The sequence below is a fragment of the Caulobacter sp. Root343 genome, from assembly GCF_001425745.1.
GTDB lineage: Bacteria > Pseudomonadota > Alphaproteobacteria > Caulobacterales > Caulobacteraceae > Caulobacter.
Map to the genome: position 1 here is coordinate 830640 of NZ_LMDF01000005.1, position 14784 is coordinate 845423.

14 protein-coding genes and 1 pseudogene are annotated in these 14784 nt (G+C 69.4%); 2 read left to right on the forward strand and 13 right to left on the reverse strand.

Features of this window, described 5'->3' with window-relative positions; translation table 11 throughout:
- Nucleotides 1-265: 265 nt before the first annotated feature.
- From ASC70_RS07745 to ASC70_RS07785, 9 genes are all read right to left on the reverse strand, one after another.
- Complete coding sequence (locus ASC70_RS07745; RefSeq protein ID WP_082539820.1) at nt 266-2266, reverse strand: 3-hydroxybutyrate oligomer hydrolase family protein; 2001 nt, start codon at nt 2264-2266, stop codon at nt 266-268.
- Nucleotides 2263-2583, reverse strand: a complete 321-nt coding sequence (locus tag ASC70_RS07750; RefSeq protein ID WP_056048351.1) for a hypothetical protein — start codon at nt 2581-2583, stop codon at nt 2263-2265. The genes ASC70_RS07745 and ASC70_RS07750 overlap by 4 nt, the downstream gene beginning before the upstream one ends.
- A complete protein-coding gene (locus tag ASC70_RS07755) occupies nt 2580-3938 on the reverse strand; it encodes an acyclic terpene utilization AtuA family protein (RefSeq protein WP_056048355.1) in 1359 nt (452 codons plus the stop codon). Before ASC70_RS07755 ends, ASC70_RS07750 begins: the two co-directional genes overlap by 4 nt.
- On the reverse strand, nt 3935-5236 hold the full coding sequence (locus tag ASC70_RS07760) for a CitMHS family transporter (RefSeq protein WP_056048357.1): 1302 nt from the start codon (nt 5234-5236) through the stop codon (nt 3935-3937). The genes ASC70_RS07755 and ASC70_RS07760 overlap by 4 nt, the downstream gene beginning before the upstream one ends.
- 120 nt (nt 5237-5356) lie before the next feature.
- On the reverse strand, nt 5357-6247 hold the full coding sequence (locus tag ASC70_RS07765; protein ID WP_056048360.1) for a LysR family transcriptional regulator: 891 nt from the start codon (nt 6245-6247) through the stop codon (nt 5357-5359).
- Between the two features lie 118 nt (nt 6248-6365).
- Nucleotides 6366-7250: an alpha/beta fold hydrolase gene (locus ASC70_RS07770; protein ID WP_056048363.1), complete on the reverse strand. Its 885-nt coding sequence runs from the start codon at nt 7248-7250 to the stop codon at nt 6366-6368.
- Nucleotides 7251-7343: 93 nt separating this feature from the next.
- Nucleotides 7344-7751 (reverse strand): GFA family protein, encoded by a 408-nt coding sequence (locus ASC70_RS07775; protein WP_056048367.1) that lies wholly within the window; start codon nt 7749-7751, stop codon nt 7344-7346.
- 19 nt (nt 7752-7770) lie between these two features.
- Nucleotides 7771-8208, reverse strand: coding sequence for a RidA family protein (locus ASC70_RS07780; protein WP_082539819.1), 438 nt, complete (start codon nt 8206-8208; stop codon nt 7771-7773).
- Nucleotides 8202-9071, reverse strand: a complete 870-nt coding sequence (locus ASC70_RS07785; RefSeq protein WP_056048369.1) for a PD40 domain-containing protein — start codon at nt 9069-9071, stop codon at nt 8202-8204. Before ASC70_RS07785 ends, ASC70_RS07780 begins: the two co-directional genes overlap by 7 nt.
- Before the next feature lie 75 nt (nt 9072-9146).
- On the opposite strand from ASC70_RS07785, the gene ASC70_RS07790 reads away from it, so the two are divergent.
- Nucleotides 9147-10016, forward strand: a complete 870-nt coding sequence (locus tag ASC70_RS07790) for a LysR substrate-binding domain-containing protein (protein ID WP_082539818.1) — start codon at nt 9147-9149, stop codon at nt 10014-10016.
- A gap of 3 nt (nt 10017-10019) precedes the next feature.
- Here ASC70_RS07790 and ASC70_RS07795 read toward each other — a convergent pair whose 3' ends face one another.
- Entirely contained in the window at nt 10020-10460 is a 441-nt protein-coding gene (locus ASC70_RS07795; protein ID WP_082539817.1) for a putative quinol monooxygenase, read from the reverse strand.
- Nucleotides 10461-10659: 199 nt separating this feature from the next.
- Nucleotides 10660-12054 carry a PLP-dependent aminotransferase family protein gene (locus tag ASC70_RS07800; protein ID WP_056048372.1) on the reverse strand — a complete coding sequence of 465 codons (1395 nt, stop codon included), beginning with the start codon at nt 12052-12054 and terminating at the stop codon, nt 10660-10662.
- A gap of 103 nt (nt 12055-12157) precedes the next feature.
- On the opposite strand from ASC70_RS07800, the gene ASC70_RS07805 reads away from it, so the two are divergent.
- Complete coding sequence (locus ASC70_RS07805; RefSeq protein WP_056048375.1) at nt 12158-13174, forward strand: hypothetical protein; 1017 nt, start codon at nt 12158-12160, stop codon at nt 13172-13174.
- A 42-nt stretch (nt 13175-13216) separates the two neighbouring features.
- Here ASC70_RS07805 and ASC70_RS25550 read toward each other — a convergent pair whose 3' ends face one another.
- Complete coding sequence (locus ASC70_RS25550) at nt 13217-14413, reverse strand: methyltransferase domain-containing protein (RefSeq protein ID WP_056048377.1); 1197 nt, start codon at nt 14411-14413, stop codon at nt 13217-13219.
- A 139-nt stretch (nt 14414-14552) separates the two neighbouring features.
- A pseudogene (locus tag ASC70_RS25165) lies at nt 14553-14784 on the reverse strand (hypothetical protein); the annotation flags it as partial.

Consider the following 14784-nt stretch of genomic DNA (forward strand, 5'->3'; position numbering starts at 1 on the left):
CTTGTTCTTATTTCGGCGCAGGACGCCGTACGGTCGCGAGCCCTCGCGACCGGTGATGCAGAGACGTTGTGCGAGCTTGGGCGGCGGCCTGGCCGTCAGGCGGGCGAGCGGCCGCTAAGTCAGAATGTGATCCACTCTGATGTTTCCTCCTGTCGCCGGTTCACTTTCGCCAGCGTGTGAAATCGTTGTTACGCGATAAGCCGAACCCTAGGGAAATGGCATTTCCTGATCGATTGATCAGTCGTCGTTATGAATAATCCCGCGCTCAATCCGGCAGCCAGACCACGCCGGTCTGGACCGTGATCCGGTCGCGGAATGCGGCTTCCAGCGCGATCGGCGGGAGGTTGTCCAGGGTCACCGGCGGGGCGGCGCCGGGCGCGCCGCCCCTGGGCCGGGTCCGCACGATCTGGCTGCGCGGCAGGGCCTGACCCGTCGTCAAATGGCTCCACATCAGGTCCAGCGCCCGCAGAGTGTAGTAGGCTAGCGGGACGAACCGCGTGTCGAACCCGGGCCCGGAAAAGCCGAAGTGCTCGGCGTTCTCCACCTCGATGTAGCGCAGCTGGCTCTTGCCGCCTTCCCGCAGGCTGTTGGCGGCCAGGTAGGGCCGCGAGCTGAAGGCCGGCGGTACGCGATTGTCGGCCCGGCCATGGACGATGATCGCCGGCTTGCCGCGCAGGTCGCCGCTGGCGAGGAATTCGGCGACCCCGGCCTGGACGCGGCGCGCCTTGGCCGAACGCCCGACCGCCAGCTCGCGCAGGCAGCGCGCGCCGTCCAGATTGTAGTCGGCCCGGCCCGTGCTGGGCGAGATGGACAGGTCGTTGCGGCGCGGCCCGCGCGGGTCGTTGTCGTTGACCAGGTCGATGCTGCCGGTCGGCGCGCCGCCGGCCGCCTTGGCGAAGATCTCGGCCATCTCGGCCGGCGGAACCGCCCGGGGCTTTCCCTCGCCGTCAACCGAGGCGTAGCTGTAGCCGCAGATCCGATCCTCGACGCCGAACCGGCCGTGGTCGCTGGCGTATTTGGCGGCCGTGGCGTCCGGGCCGATCAGGTAGCCGGCGGCGTTCAGCACTTCCGTCTCGGGATCGAAGCCATAGGCCAGCAGCCTGTCCTGGGCCTCGCGAGCCTGGGTCTCCAGCGTACCGGCGGTCAGCAGTCCGGCCTGGGTCAGCGAGGCGCAGCGGTCCTTGGCGTGGACGAGCTTGTCGACCAGCGGGGCGTCGGGCATGGCCAGGGCCGCGCACGGTTCGTAGAGGTTGGCGAAGGTGAAATAGTCCAGCAGCGTGCGTCCGCCGCCGGACCGGATCGTGCTGCCTCGCATGACCCGCAGCGCGGGATCGGGCCGCACCTGGACCTGGGGTTCGCCGGCCACCAGGCCGTCGATCAGGCCCTCGGCGTCCTTCTCGCCGGCGTACAGCGTCGCGCCGCCGCCGTTGGAATTGCCGGAGACGATCACCACGGTGTTCCCCGCCGTCCAGCCGCCGCCGTCGCGGGCGTTCAGCTGCCAGAGGGCGTAGCGGATCGCGCGCAGGACGTCGTTTCCCCATTCGCTTTCGGGATTGTGGCGCGCGTGCGCGGCCTTGAAGGCGATCCGATGCGGCCAGCGGGCCAGAAAGGCGGCCTTGGTCTTGGCCGACAGCGGCGCGGTGAAATGCGACAGCGCGCCCGCCGCCCCGGCCTTGGCCGTCGTCCCGTCGATCAGGGTGACGGTGTCGCTCTCCAGGTCGTGGGCGCCCGTGCCGTGGCCCTTGTCGGTATAGACCACCGCGCAGCCGTGTTGCAGGCCCCAGAAGCCCGTCGTTCCAATATCGTGATAGATCCCGAACGAGCCCGCCTGGGGCACCGCCAGGATGCAGCGGCGCTCGCGCGACAGCTTGGCGGGGATCTGCAGCAGGACGGCGCTCTTGCCGCCGTCGGGGGCGCGGGCATAGGCTAGGTACTCCTCGCCGGCCACGCGACCGCCGTCCGGATAGGGCTGGCCGGCGGCCGCGTCGACCGGCGGCCCGAACAGCCGACCCCAGCCCGCCCCCGCGTCCATCCGGCCGGCCAGGGTCGCGCGCCGCAGCTCGGCGGCGGTCGGATGTAGCGGGTCGGCATAGGGCGCCGGCTTTGCGGCCAGGCCGACCAGGTCGTCGGTGACGCCGTCGAAGGTCAAGTGGCGCAGGACGGTGACCTCCCGGGGCCCGTCCACCGCGCGGACTGGGACAGCCAGCAGGCTCGTGACGGCGACGCCCCCGAGCACGGCGGCGCGCAGGCCGCGACGACCGATCATCGCGAGGGTTCCTCCGGCGTGAGGTCCAGTTCCAGCAGCAGGCCGCTCAGGCACTTTCCGTGGGCGTCCAGCGCCAGCGACCGGGTGACCCCGCCGCCCAGGGCGCCGTTCAGAACGAAGTTCAAGGCCAGCAGGCCGGGCAGCTCGTAGCGGCGGACCTCGCCGCGCACGATGCCGCCCAGGTGGCGCTTGACGCGCTCGGGCGTCAGGACCGCCCGCACCCGCTCATAGCCCGCCGTGTCGTAGGCGATGACCGAGATGTTCGAGACGTCGCCCTTGTCGCCGCTGCGGGCGTGGGCCAGTTCGCGGAGCCTCATTGCGTCGCCTCGTAGATCACGGCCGGCCGGACCAGGTCGCGCTCGATCAGGGTCGAGACCACGCCGACGACCGGGGTCACCAGGCGCGTGGCCCCGCCGCCGCCGGCCGGGCCATTGGTGTAGAGGGCCTCGACCTCGCGACCGACGCGCTCGGCCTCCTCGCGGGTGAGGGTGCGGGCCACGACACGGGCGCGCACCTCCATCGGCGCGAAGGCCGAGGCCAGGTGCTCGGGCGCGACGGCGTCGACGCCGATCAGTTCGAACCGCGTCTCCAGCGGCGACAGGCCGATCAGGCGGAAACGCTCGGCGACGATGTCCAGGGCCAGACGGCCGCGCGCCACGGCGCTGGAGCCGGCATAGGAGATGGCGCCCTCGCCGATGAAGCCTTCCTTGCGGCCCAGCGAGACCTTCAGCTGCGCGGGACGTGGCCCGCCCCCGCCGCCACGCACCGCCACCCGGTCGGGACCGACCTTCTCGAACGCCACGGTCGAGAAGTCGGCGGTGACATCGGGGGTCAGGTAGCGGGCCGGATCGTGCAGTTCATAGAGCAGTTGCTCGGTGCAGGTGGCCACGTCGACGCGGCCGCCGGAGCCCTCGACCTTGGTGATCACCGCCGAGCCGTCGGCGACAACCTCGGCCAACGGAAAGCCCAGGCGCGCCAGGTCCGGCACCATCTTGACGTCGGGATCGGCGAAATAGCCGCCGGTCACCTGGCCGGCGCATTCCAGCAGATGGCCGACGACAGTGCCGCGCCCCAGCCGCTCCCAGTCGTCCAGCGACCAGCCGAATTCGTGGACCAGCGGCGCCAGGAACAGCGAGGGATCGGCGACACGCCCGGTGACGATGACCTGGGCGCCGTGGGCCAGGGCCTCGACGATCGCCTCGCAGCCTAGATAGGCGTTAGCCGAGATCAGGGCGTCGCCCAGACTCGCCACGTCGCCGCCAATCTCGAGCAGGGGGCGGGACGAGCCGGCCATGACGTCCAGCACGTCGTCGCCGACCACGGCCGCGACCTTCAGGCCCGACAGCCCCATCTCGTCAGCCAGCTCGGCGATCCGGCGCGCCGCCGCCGCGGGATTGGCCGCGCCCATGTTGGAGATGACGCGAACATTCTTCTCGACGCACAGCGGCAGGACGGCGCGCATCCGCGCTTCCAGCAGCGGATCGTAGCCGGCGCTGGGGTCGCCCAGGCGGGTGCGCTGGGCCAGGGCGATGGTGCGCTCGGCCAGGCACTCGAACACCAGGTAGTCGAGCCGTCCCTCGCGGACCAGTTCGACGGCCGGTTCGATGCGGTCGCCCGCGAAGCCGGCCCCGGCGCCGATGCGCACCACGCGGGAAGAAGGAGAAGAGGTCAAAGCGGAAACAGCCCCAGCAGAAGGCAAGCCAGCGCCATGACCAGCGATGCGCCGTACAGGAATGGGAACGCGAACTTCTGGTGCGCCGACAGCTCGACGCCCGCCAGGCCGGCCACCAGGAAGGTGGCGGGGGTCAGCGGACTGACGGGGAAACCGGCGGTCATCTGGCCGACCAGGGCGGCCTGGGCCACCTGGATCGGCTCGCCGCCCAGGCGCGCGTGGGTCTCGGCGATCACCGGCAGGACGCCGAAATAGAAGGAGTCCGGATCGAAGACCATGCTCAGCGGCATGGCGACCAGGGACAGCACGAACGGGATGTGCCGGCCGCCTTCGGGGTGGACGTGCTGGACGACCGCGTCGGCCATGGCCTTCAGGAAGCCGCCGCCGCCCATGATCCCGGTGAACGCGCCCGCCGCGATCAGCACCGAGGCCATCAGCAGCGCCGAGCGCGCGTGGGCGTCGATGCGCGCGCGCTGGTCGGCGACCTTGGGATAGTTGACCAGCAGCGCCACGGCGAAGGCGATCATGAACACCACGGCCGGCGGCGCCAGCCCCGCGACCAGCGCGCCCATGGCGCACAGGGTCAGCAGCAGGTTCAGCCAGAACAGCCGGGGCCGCGCCAGGTCCGTCCTGGTCAGCGCCTCGGCCACGGGTTCGGCCGCCGTCGCGCCTTCGTCGGCGCCCAGCAACGCCAGGCGACGCTCCTCGCGCTTTCCGAGCCACCAGCTGACGGCGAAGACGAAGGCGAGACCGACGATCTGGACGCCGATCATCGGGCGGAAGATGTCCAGCACCGGCACGTGCAGCGCCGAGGCCGCGCGGACGGTGGGACCGGTCCACGGCAAGAAGTTCACCCCCGCCGCCAGCGAGGCCACGCAGGCCAGCACCCGGCGGTCCATGCCCAGGCTGTCATAGACCGGCCGCATGGCCGGGATGGCGACCAGGAAGCAGACCGCCCCCGAGCCATCCAGATGGATCAGCAGGGCCAACAGCGCGGTGCCGACGGTGATGCGGCTAGGCTTGCGTCCGACGGCCTTGAGGATGCGCGAGACGATCGGGTCCAATAGGCCGGCGTCGGTCATCACGCCGAAGAACAGGATGGCGAATACGAACATCGCCGCGACCGGCGCGATCTTGGCCACGCCCTCGACCATCAGGGCCGGCGCATGGCCGCCCTGCCCGGCCGCGATCGCCGCCGCCAGCGGAACCAGGATCAGCGCCGCCACGGGCGAAGCGCGGTTCGACAGGATCGCCGCCGTCAAGGCGATGATCGCCGCCGCGCCAATCAGAGCGAGCATGGTGAGCGTTTCTTCCGGCCGCTGTTTTCAGCTTGTCAGCGTCATATGCCGACGCCCGGCGGCCCAACGCAAAACGGAAGATTTGATGGATTGATAGCCTCACTCGATAAATCCGCTCCATCACCCCTGTGTCTGAGAGCAAACTCTATCGATGAAGGCTTCGACGACCGGCCTGACGGGCGAGTTCCGGCGGCGCAGCAACACGATCGTCCGGGTGAAGGCCGGCGCGGTGATCGGGCGGGCGGCGATCCTGGCCTGGGTGTGGATCTCCACCGCCGTCGAAGGCAGGATGGCCAGGCCGAGCCCCGCTCGAACCAGGGCCACGGCCGTGGTCATGTAGCGGACCTGGCAGGCCGGCGTCGCCGTCTTGCCGGCCGCGATGAAGGCCGCGTCCACCAGGTCGCGCACGCTGCTGCCCCGGTTCATCAGGATCAGCGGATAGGCCGCCAGCGTCTCGACCGTGACCTCGGCGGCGTCGGCGACCGGATGGCCTTCGGGATAGACGACGGTCAGAGCGTCGTCGAACAGCTTGATCTGCTCCAGATCGGCGGCGCCGCCATCGGCCATGCCGATGCCGAAATCGACCCGATCCTCGCGCACCAGCGTGGCGATCGCGCTGTTCAGCGCGTCCTCGACCTCGAAGGTGACGTTCGGATGGTCGAGCTGAAAGCGCGCGATCAGGTCCGGCAGCAGGGTCGCCGCGCACGACGGCAAGCAGGCCAGCCGCACCACGCCCTTGGCGCGCGAGACGAAGTCGCGGGCGTTAACCACCGCGCCCTCGAACTCGGTCACTAGGCGCAGGAAGATCGGCAGCAGCTCACGGCCGACGTGGGTCAGCTCGACCGACCGCGTGCTGCGGTCGAACAGGCGCAGCCCAAGGGAGTCCTCGAACTGCCGGATGCGATTGGTCAGGGCCGGCTGCGACAGGCCCAGCACTTCGGCCGCGCGCGTGAAGCTGCTGGTCGAGGCCACGGTCACGAAGGCGCGGATCTGGCCCAGCGTTATGTGCATGGCTTCCCCTCCAGCCTCCCGTAGCCGGACAGGCGCCAGTCATGCCGACGAATGGCAATCCCAGCCGCGAAGTCGAAAACGGAGAGACGATCTCGGCTCCCCGTGTCAAAGCAGCCGTTCAGGCGCTCATGCTAGCGCGGGCGAGCGTCCGCTCCAAGAACGGCCTCATGTGGCGGACCACCGCCTCGAGCTGGACTTCAAGCAGCCAGTGGCCGCCGTCGAGAAGGTGGAGCTCGGCGTCGGGGACGTCGCGCAGATAGGCCCGGGCCGACGCCTCAGGCATGTAGCCGTCCTGCGGCCCCCATAAAATCAGCGTCGGCGGCCGGTGTTCGCGCAGATAGGCCTGATAACGCGGAAACCAGTCGAGGTTCTGTCGCAGCCCCGCCAGGACGCCGACCGTGATCTCTTTCCGTCGCGGCGTCATCAGGGCCCAGTGCAAGGTCCAGAGGTCGGGCGGGATCCGATCGGCCAGCTCGGGCCGCACGTCGTTGAGGAACTCCGCCTTGAACTCCGCCTCCGTGACCGCCTCGGCCAGCGCCGTCCGGGCCTCGGCTTCGGGGCGGGCGAGAATGTCGAAAAGCCCCTCGTACTTCGGCCCGAACGCGTCCTGGTAAATGTCGCCGTTCTGGATGATCAGGGCGGTCACCGCTTCGGGCCGCGCGATCGCCAGCCGAAGACCGATCTGCGACCCGAAATCATGCAGATAGAGCGCGAAGCGATCGACGCCGAGCTGGTCGAGGAAGCGCGCCAGGAACGCCGCGTAGCCATCGAAGTCATAGGTGAAACCGACGGGCGTGTCGCTGTAGCCGCACCCTGGAAAGTCCGGCGCCAGCAGGCGCCAGCGGTCGGCGAGCGGCGGCATCAGCGCGCGAAACTCGTAGGACGAGCAGGGATAACCGTGCGGCAACAGGATCACCGGCGCATCAACCTCGCCCGCCTCGCGGTAGAAGACCTCGTATCCGTCTAGCTTGAGCCGCTTGTGGCTCACCGTCGCGATACTCACCGAAAGCTACTCCGCCGAGGATGGGGCCCAGCTCAGGAACCGGCTCATTTCGATCGAGTTCCGCCGCGCCCACACCGCCTCCGGCCGTTCCGCCTATAGATGCCGGATCTCCTCGGGCGCATTCCACCAATTGTCATTGAGGCCGTCGCAATAGGTCACCGGGGCTGAGATCAATTCCGTTAGCGGCAGGTCGTCCAGCGCCGCGACACGCACGCCCACGAACGCGCCGCCCATGGCCTCGATCCGGCCGTGGCCATGGGTGGCTGTCCCGCATTCCCGGCAAAAGCGATGGTGGGTCTCGAAGCCCTCGCCGCTTCGTGCGTAGTCCCCCAGATGCTCCTCACCTTTGAGCAAACGGAACTGATCGGGCTTGAGACCCGCCACGTTCCAGTTCCGCTGTTTCCAGCAGTAGCGGCAGTTGCACTTGCTGCCGCCCGCGAACTCCATGTCGACCTCGAAGGCCACCCGACCGCAGTGGCAGCTTCCATGATAGGTTTTCATCCGTACTCCTCCCTTTTCGTCAGGCGCAGGCGATCGCGTCGATTTCCAACAGCCACGCCCCGTCGAAGATCTCGACGATCACGATCGTGATCGCGGGCGAATGGCCGCCCAGGATCTCGTGACGGATCGCGCTGTTGACCGCGCGATCGTCACGGCTCGACAGGAATATGCCCACCTTGACGAGGTTCGTCAGCGTCATGTCGGCCGCCGCTAGCCGGCGCGCCACGTTGGCCCATGCGAGCCTGCATTGCGCCTCGAAACCTTCGGGTGGCGCATCGTCGCCGGCCACCGGAACCTGTCCGCTGATGAACAACACGCGCCGGGGCGCTTCGACGAGAAACGCTTGGGCATAGGAGAGGCCGCTCGGCTCGACCGCTCGACCACGGCCTGTCCCGTCCGCGTGCGCCGACCTGGCCACACCGGCGCCGCCCAGGGCGAACAGGCGCCGGGTCAGCATTTCGGCGGCCAGGGTTCGGCGCTATCCGGCTTGAGCGCCGTCAGGAAGATCTCGCCCGAACGGCGGCCATCCGCCTGCGCGAACAGCAGCTTTTCCCCGCGCGGCGAGAGGCTGGGGCCAACCTGGAAGACCGCCTCGCGGGCTGGAACGCGTCCGGCCTCCACCCACAGGCCACCGATGCGCAGGAAGCGATAGAGGTGCGAGCGTCCGTCGCGATCGGACACCACGATCAGGCTCTGGCCATCGCGCGAGACTTCCGCCTCGTACTCGTTGGCGGACGAGTTCACCGGCGGGCCGAGATTGTCGACCGACCATCCGTTCGCCGCATCGCGTGTGGCGACATAGATGTCGCTCTTCCCCAGCCCGCCCGGCCGGGCCGATCCAAAATAGAGCCGCCCCTCGGCATCCGCGCGCGGCAACAGCTCGGCCTCGGCCGAATTGACGGGCTTTGGCAGTCGTTCGGGCTCGCCCCAAGCGCCGTCGGCCCCGCGGGTGACGTGATAGATGTCGAAATCGGCATTGCTCCGGTCATGCCGCGCGGAGACGAAGTACAGCCCTCGACCGTCCGGCGTGAAGCCGGGGTCGGCCTCGATCACGCCGACGGTCGCGGCGAAGGGCGGCGGCGCGGGCGGCGACCAGGCCCCGTCGACGCACGTCGAGCGCAGCAGGCGCCAAGCCTCGAACCCGCGATCCGCCGCCAGATAGATCATCTCCCGGCCGTCCGGCGAGAAGCTCGGCGTGGCCTCGTAGGCGCTGGTCGCGATCGTGGCCGGCGTCCATCGTTCGGCCCCGCGGCCCGACGGCTGGGGCGCCGTGCAGCCGCAGACCAGGCTTAGCGTCAGGATCGGCAGGAGGGCTCTCATCTCGGGATGGGATAGGACCGGCCGACGCGGTCGCAAAACAACGGAATTGCGTCGTCATTTCAAGCTAGGCTTAATATGGCGATGTCCCTCCGCCTGCCCTCGCTGGAAACGCTCCGCATCTTCGACGCCTGCGCCCGGCATGGAAACTTTTCACGGGCCGCCGCCGAGCTGTGCATCACGCCCGCCGCGGTCAGTCAGCGTGTTCGCGGGCTGGAGCTGGAGCTTGGCCGGACGCTGTTCGTCCGCAACGGGCCGCGCGTCGCGCTCAGCGCCGAGGGCGAGACGCTGTTTGGCCGGACCAGCGAGATGATGGCCATCGCCCGCGCGGCGATCGAGGAGTTGCGAGGCTCTCGAACGCTGCGGTTGACGGCGACGCCCAGCTTCGCCTCGCGCTGGCTGGCCATACGCATTCCGGATTTCGAAGCGCTGCACCCCGGTATCCAGGTCGACATCGACGTGTCGACGGACGTGCGCCGCCCCGCCGCCTTCGACACCGCGATCCGCAGCGGCCTGGGCGACTGGGCCGGCGTGCGCGCGACGCGGCTGTTCCCGGTCGAGGGAACGCCCATGCTCCGTCCTGACCTTCTGGCCGATCTTCCGGAAGGCCTCGCCGAGCCCGCAGATCTCGCGCGTCTGCCCCTGATCCCGAACAGCGACTGGCCGCGCTGGTTCGACGAGCAGGGCCTTGGCCAACCGGACCTGAGCGCCGCGCGCCGCTCGACCTTTCCCTCGCAGGATCTGGCCGCCCAAGCTGCGCTGGAAGGCAAGGGCGCGGCCCTGCTCTCGCCCAGGCTGTTCGCAACGGAGATCGCCAGCGGCCGCCTGGTCAGTCCCTACTCCTTCGTCCTGTCCGGTCCGGAGCAATACTGGCTGGTCGAGCCGGAGAGAGGGGCTGGATCGACGGCCTCGGCGTTCCGCGACTGGCTGCTCGCGACCTTGTCCTAGGCGTCAACCCGCGAAGCAGGTCACGGCCCCTCCGGCGCGGCCCTTGGACTTGGCGCACAGCAGGATCGGCTTGGTCTCGACCAGCCGCAGTGACTTGACCATGGTTTCCGTGGAGGTCTTGTACTTGATGAAGTGCGGCGCCTTCAGGTGCGCCTCATAGGCCGCGCGGCTGGCGTACACCTCCAGCAGCCGGATGTGGGTCGGCGCGTCGGCGATGGCGACCGAGTGCAGCATCAGCACGCCAGGCTCCAGCCGCACCGAGGCTTCCTGTTCCTCGGCCAGGATGGCCTTGTAGGCGTCCAGCTGGGCGGGGTCGATCTCCAGCTCGGCGATGCGCACCATCGGCGGCTCGGCCGCGGCCTGAGCCCTGGCGCCGAAGCCCGACACGGCCGCGGCGGCGAGCGCCAGGACCCCCGCGCCGATCATCATCCTCGATCTCTTCATGGTCTCCCGTCCATCCTGTCCACCTCATCCGTCCTTGGCCGCGACTTCGGCGTGCTTGGCGAAGACGTCCTTGGCGATCGGCGGCGCTGACATGGTGTTGGGCCAGCCGGCGTAAAAGGTCAGATGGATGATCACCGCGGCCGCCTGGTCCTGGCTGAGGCCCTGTCCTCGCGATGCGACATGCCAGGGTCCGCGTCTCTCAGGCGATGGCGCGCGCTAAGGACGCGACGACCTGATCGGCCCGATCCTCGGGGACGTTTGTGAAGCTCAAGAGCAGACCCTGGTCCGCGCCCGGCGTCAGATATTGACCCGATAGCGGCGCTGGCTTGAGACCGACCCGCGCCGCCCGCCGGGCCAATTCGAAATCGTCGCCCAGGCCCGGAAACCGACCTAGCACATGCAGGCCGCCAGCGCGGTGGGTGAGGACGATCCGGTCGCCGAACCGCCGCTCCAGCGCGCCGACCAGGGCGTCGCGGCGAGCCTTGTAGCCAACCGCCATGCGACGCAGGTGCCGGGCGAAATGGCCCTGACGCATCAGTTCGGCCACGGCCGACTGCTCGAACATCGCCACGCCGCGATGCCGCAGCTGTTGGGCTGTCCTGGCGGCGTCCACGAGGTGAGGCGGAAGAACCAGATAGCCGAGCCGAAGGGACGGCAGCAGCGACTTGCTGAAGCTGCCGGCGTAGAAGACCCGCTGGTCGACGTCCATCGTCTTCAGGGCCGCCGGCTTGTGGCCGCTGTAGTGGAACTCGCAATCGTAGTCGTCCTCCAGGATCCAACGGTCGGCCGCCGCCCAGGCCAGCAGGGCGCGTCGGCGCGCTGGCGATAGCGTGACGCCGAGAGGGAACTGGTGCGCGGGCGTGACGATGGCGAGCTTGGCTTGCGGCGCCTTGGCCCGGGCCCAGTCGACGTCCAGGCCTTCCTCGTCGACCGGCGCCGCGGCGATCGTCATGCTCCTGGCGCGAAGCGTTCGTTGGACAAAGCCGTAGCCTGGATCCTCGATCCAGACCGTGTCGCCCATGGCCAGCACCAAGTCGACAGTCAGGTTGAGGGCGTCCTGATAGCCGTGGGTCACGACGATCTGGTGTGCGCCGCAGGCGATCCCGCGCGATACGGCCAGGTACGCGGCGATCGCCTCGCGCAGCGCCAACAGGCCCATCGGATCGGGCGCCACCATTTCGTCGATCGGCAGCTGGCGCGCTTGCCGCGCGAGAATCCGGGTCCAGGTCTTGCGAGGAAAGAGATCCAGAGCAGGCAGGCCAAGCTGCAGGGGGAGCCAGGGTTCGGATGAAGGCTGGGGCGTCGGAACGGTGGGCGTGTCGGGCGGCGAGCGAAAGTTCGGGCTGACGATCGTTCCGCCGGGGCGACGGGCGATCAGGCGGCCCTCGCCGGCCAGGCGCGCATAGACCCCGTCGATGGTCCCGCGCGCGACGCCCAACTGGATGGAAAGGCTGCGCGTCGAGGGCAGCCGCGCGCCCGGCGCCAACCGTCCATCGCGGATCGCGGCATGGATGCGCTCATAAAGCTGATCATGCAGCGGGAGTCTTGAGGTGCGGTCGATGGCGAACGCATCGAGGCGGGGCGCGAAATTCATGGCCTACTGAGTTTCATCGAAAATGGCCCTGTGCAATGGGCCATCGACCGCCTTTAGTCCGACGGTCGCCGCAAGGTGAGCGACGAGGACAGGTGGCGTGTCGATGAGCGTTTCGACCAGCTCGGGGCCGAATTCGGTCACCACGAGCCGAGCGGCCCGGGCGGCGCCTTGGCTGCCTGTCGCGGCGGCGATGTTGTATCCTTGGGTGCTGAGAGCGTTCCATGGCGCGGCGACCAACGCCGGCGGCCTTTCGCCGCTTGCCTGCGCCTGGCTCGTCGTCGCCTTCGCCCTGCCGCTCTCATGCCTGGCGCTGACATCGACGGATCTTGGAACGGTCAACGTCCGGGCGCGCCGTCTGGCCTTGGCCGGGCTGGCCGCGCCGCCCCTGTTCGTCCTGACCGGCGTCCTGTCAGGCCTACTGCGTTCGCCCGTGGAGGATCTCTGGATCTGGTCCGTCCTATGGATCGGCCTTGGCGTAGCGTCGGCGTTCGGCGAACCTGGCCCCGTCGCAGGCGCGACGGCGCCCTCGGCCCGTCTGCGCATCGCTCATGGCGCCGCCGCCGTCCTGATCCTGCTGTTCGTGACGTTTCACCTGTTCAACCATCTGACGGGCCTGCTTGGTCCCGAAACGCACGCGCGGGTGATGGCCGTCGGCCGCCAGGTCTATCGGTCACGCCTCGTCGAACCCGCGCTCGTGATCCTCATGCTGTTGCAGGTGGTCGGCGGCGTCGCCATGGCCTGGCGCTGGAGCGCTCGGCCAATGGACCTGGCGCGTACGATCCAGGTGGGGTCGGGCGCCTATCTGGCCGCCTTCATCGTCACCCACATGAATTCGGCGTTCGTGTCGGCGCGGGCGGTCCACAAGATTCAGACCGATTGGGCCTGGGCGACGGGCGCACCCGAAGGATTGCTGCTCGACGCCTGGAACATCCGCCTCGCGCCGCACTATGCCTTGGGCGCCTTCTTCGTCGTCGCCCACCTGTTCTGCGGCCTGCGCCAGGTGCTGCTGGCGCACGGGATGCGCCAGGCCGTCGCCGACCGTCTGTTGGCCGCGGGTCTAGCGGGCGCGGCGGCGCTGTCGGCGACGATCACGGCCGGGCTGTGCGGCCTGCGCCTCTAACCTCACGAGCGGCGCCTCCTGGCGGCCAGGAGCGCACGGTCGTCAGAGGCGTGACAGGATGTGAAGCGTCCCTTCGACCTGATCTCGCCCCTCCTGGCGTAGCCGGGTGGACGCCCGGGCCTTCAGCGCGAAGGTCGGGGCGGCTAGACGGTCGATATAGGCGTCACCATGGGCGAACCGCCCCGAACTGAGCAGCGTCCAGTCCGCTTCGCCGCGTTCGGTGCTGAAGACGAAGTAGCCGCCTGGCCGGAGCGCGCGGGCCGCCGCCGCGAAAACCGCCGTCATGTCGCCAAAATAGATCAGCACGTCGGCGGCGAAGACGAGGTCGAACGTCGTCGGATGCTCGGCCAGGAAGGTCAGCGCCTCGGCCTGGACCAGCGCCTCATAGCCGCCGCGCGCGGCGGCCCGCGCCAGCATGCCGCTCGACAGGTCCACGCCCGTCACCGCGCCGCCCAACGGCGCCAGGACCGGCACGGCCAGGCCAGTGCCGCAGCCCAGGTCCAGCACCCGGTCGAACCTGGAGCGATGGGGCAGGAGCAGCGCGATCAGGTCGGCCGGGCCGCTGTAGCCCAGCATCTCGACGAGCTGGTGGTCGAACCGTTCGGCGAAGGCGTCGAAATGGGCCGCGACATAGTCGGCGGGCGCACGATCGACCGCCGCGCCCTCCAGCGCATTCAGCCTGTAGGCGGTGATCCGGTCCTCCGGCGCGCGAACCTGGCGCCAGCGTTCGACTTGCGCCGCCGCGCCGACATGGCCAAAGACGGCCAGGATCGCCGAGGCCTCCTCGGCGAAGACCGCCAGGCCGTCGTCGTCGCAGCCGCTCGCGGCTTGATAATGTTCCAGAGCTGACTCCACCCCGCCCCCGATCATCTCGGCCAGGCAACGGGTCTGGATCAAGGTCGCCCGGGCGTTATCGCCCAGCGGTTCGACACGCGCGGCTTGTTCGAAGGCCTCGGCGCTGCCCGCGAAGTCTCCGCTCATATAGAGGCTCTGGGCCAGGCAGGCGCTCCAGAAGCCCGGCGCGTCGGGCGACGAGGCGGCGAGGCGCAACGGTTCGACGGCTTGCGCGAAGCGGCGCGTGGCCATGTAGGTCAACCCCAGGCCCAGCCGCGCATCGACCAGATCCGGATCGAGCGCCAGCGCCCGCAGGAAGGCCTGCTCGGCCTGCGGCTGCTGGTCGGCGTTGCTGGCCTGGACGCCCAGGTCCAGCCAGCGTTGGGCTTCCTCGTGCTTCGACATCGGGCTGTCGGTATCACCCGAGGCGCCGGCGCGCTACGCGAAGTCGCTGTCCGTGGATCGGCTCAACGCTTAGCAGGCATGGACCGCCCGCAGGCGCGCCTCCGGATCAAGGCTTGGTTCCGCGCGAAGATCCCTTGGATCAGGGCGCCGCATTCGCGATCAGCGGGGTCCCGGACCGGACAGGGCCTCCGGGCGCGAGCATGCCGCTGAGCTGTGCGTAGAGCCCGGCCTTGTCGAGGAGGTCCTGGTGGAAGCCGGACTCCACGATCCGTCCCCGGTCGAGGACGTGGATGTGATCGACGTCGCGGATGGTCGCCAGGCGGTGAGCGATGACGATGGTGGTGCGGCCGCGCGTCAACTGTTCGATGGCG

Coding starts and splice junctions, on each gene's coding strand:
- ASC70_RS25550 (WP_056048377.1), bottom strand. CDS start 14,413: ATGTCGAAGCACGAGGAAGCCCAACGCTGGCTGGACCTGGGCGTCCAG.
- ASC70_RS07750 (WP_056048351.1), bottom strand. CDS start 2,583: ATGAGGCTCCGCGAACTGGCCCACGCCCGCAGCGGCGACAAGGGCGAC.
- ASC70_RS07795 (WP_082539817.1), bottom strand. CDS start 10,460: ATGAAGAGATCGAGGATGATGATCGGCGCGGGGGTCCTGGCGCTCGCC.
- ASC70_RS07765 (WP_056048360.1), bottom strand. CDS start 6,247: ATGCACATAACGCTGGGCCAGATCCGCGCCTTCGTGACCGTGGCCTCG.
- ASC70_RS07760 (WP_056048357.1), bottom strand. CDS start 5,236: ATGCTCGCTCTGATTGGCGCGGCGGCGATCATCGCCTTGACGGCGGCG.
- ASC70_RS07745 (WP_082539820.1), bottom strand. CDS start 2,266: ATGATCGGTCGTCGCGGCCTGCGCGCCGCCGTGCTCGGGGGCGTCGCC.
- ASC70_RS07790 (WP_082539818.1), top strand. CDS start 9,147: ATGGCGATGTCCCTCCGCCTGCCCTCGCTGGAAACGCTCCGCATCTTC.
- ASC70_RS07785 (WP_056048369.1), bottom strand. CDS start 9,071: ATGAGAGCCCTCCTGCCGATCCTGACGCTAAGCCTGGTCTGCGGCTGC.
- ASC70_RS07780 (WP_082539819.1), bottom strand. CDS start 8,208: ATGCTGACCCGGCGCCTGTTCGCCCTGGGCGGCGCCGGTGTGGCCAGG.
- ASC70_RS07775 (WP_056048367.1), bottom strand. CDS start 7,751: ATGAAAACCTATCATGGAAGCTGCCACTGCGGTCGGGTGGCCTTCGAG.
- ASC70_RS07800 (WP_056048372.1), bottom strand. CDS start 12,054: ATGAATTTCGCGCCCCGCCTCGATGCGTTCGCCATCGACCGCACCTCA.
- ASC70_RS07805 (WP_056048375.1), top strand. CDS start 12,158: ATGAGCGTTTCGACCAGCTCGGGGCCGAATTCGGTCACCACGAGCCGA.